General features: G+C 68.6%; 1 protein-coding gene. It reads left to right on the forward strand.

The annotated features are described in order from the left end of the window. Nucleotides 1–246 precede the first annotated feature (246 nt). Nucleotides 247–1,473, forward strand: coding sequence for an IS110 family RNA-guided transposase (locus Aru02nite_RS36255; protein ID WP_203665078.1), 1,227 nt, complete (start codon nt 247–249; stop codon nt 1,471–1,473). The last annotated feature ends 24 nt before the right edge of the window (nt 1,474–1,497 follow it).

Genomic DNA, 1,497 nt, shown 5'->3' on the forward strand with positions numbered 1-1,497 from the left:
CCTAATGGGAGCTGCCGGGTTGGCCGCTGGCAGACTCGGTGCCCGGTAGCCGCTGGTGGGTGAGCACTCTCTTCGCCTGGACTGATCACGAGTCCTGGGGTCAGAACGTGCCCCTGCTGGTGGTCGGGAGACGGATGGCTGATGGGGTGTCGTGCCCGCTGACGGTTGGTGTGAGCACTGGTCCATTAGGGCGCCGGGCTCTCCCGCGGGCTGCTGACGGTGGCCATGGCAGAGCGGAGATCTGGAGTGCTGTTCGTCGGAGATGACTGGGCTGAGGACCATCACGATGTGGAGGTGCAAGACGACCAGGGCCGCGCTCTGCGCACGGCCCGGCTGCCCGAGGGCGTGGACGGGATGGCTCGCTTCCACGAACTGATCGCGACGTTCTTGTCTGAGGACGCCGATCCTTCACAGGTGTTGGTCTGTATCGAGACTGACCGGGGACCCTGGGTGCGGGCACTGGTCGCGGCCGGCTACCGGGTGTTCGGGGTCAATCCTAAGCAGGCCGCCCGGCACCGGGAGCTGATGTCGATATCCGGCGCGAAAAGCGACAAGGCCGACGCGCACACCCTGGCCGACATGGTGCGCACCCGCCGTCACCAGTTGCGCCAGGTCGCCGCTGACTCCGATGTCGCCGAGGCGGTCAAGGTGGTGGCCCGAGCGCACCAGACGCTGATCTGGGAACGCACCCGCCACACTCTTCGGCTGCGCGCGGCGCTACGCGACTACTTCCCCGCGGCCCTGCAGGCGTTCCAGCCGTTGACGCTGACCGGCGCCGACACCTTGGAACTGCTGGCCAAGGCGCCCACCCCGGCCGCAGCGGCCAGGCTCACCCTCGCCCAGATCAGCGCAGCCCTGCGGCGAGCCCGCCGCCGTGACATCCCCGCCAAGGCGGCCGCGATTGCGCAGGCGCTGCGCGCCGAGCACCTCGGCCAGGCCGAGATCGTGGCCACCGCTTACGCGGCCACCGTCCGCGCCACCATCGCGGTCCTGCAGACCCTCAACACTCAGATCAAGACCCTCCAAGGGCAGGTGGAGCAGCATTTTGGCCAGCACCCGGACGTTGAGGTCTACCTCAGCCAACCTGGCATGGGCGTGATCATCGGCGCCCGGGTGCTCGCCGAGTTCGGAGACGCTCCCGGCCGCTACCACGACGCCCGTTCCCGCAAGAACTACGCCGGCACTGCTCCGATCACCCGCCAGTCCGGCAAGGCCAAGACCGTCCACGCCCGCTTCGTCCACAACGACCGGCTGGTAGACGCCTTGCACATGCAGGCCGGCGCGGCGATCCTGCACGACGCGGGAGCCCGCGCCTACTACGACGAGCTACGCGCCCGCGAGATCGGGCACAACGCCGCCCTGCGTCAGCTCGGCAATCGCCTTGTCGGCCTGCTGCACGGCTGCCTCAAGTCCACGACGCCCTACAACCCAACGACCGCGTGGGCACACCGCTACGAACACCTCGCCGCTTGACATCCAAGCACCTGGGGTGTCTGA

The organism is Actinocatenispora rupis (assembly GCF_016861975.1).
In the GTDB taxonomy this organism is placed as follows: domain Bacteria; phylum Actinomycetota; class Actinomycetes; order Mycobacteriales; family Micromonosporaceae; genus Actinocatenispora; species Actinocatenispora rupis.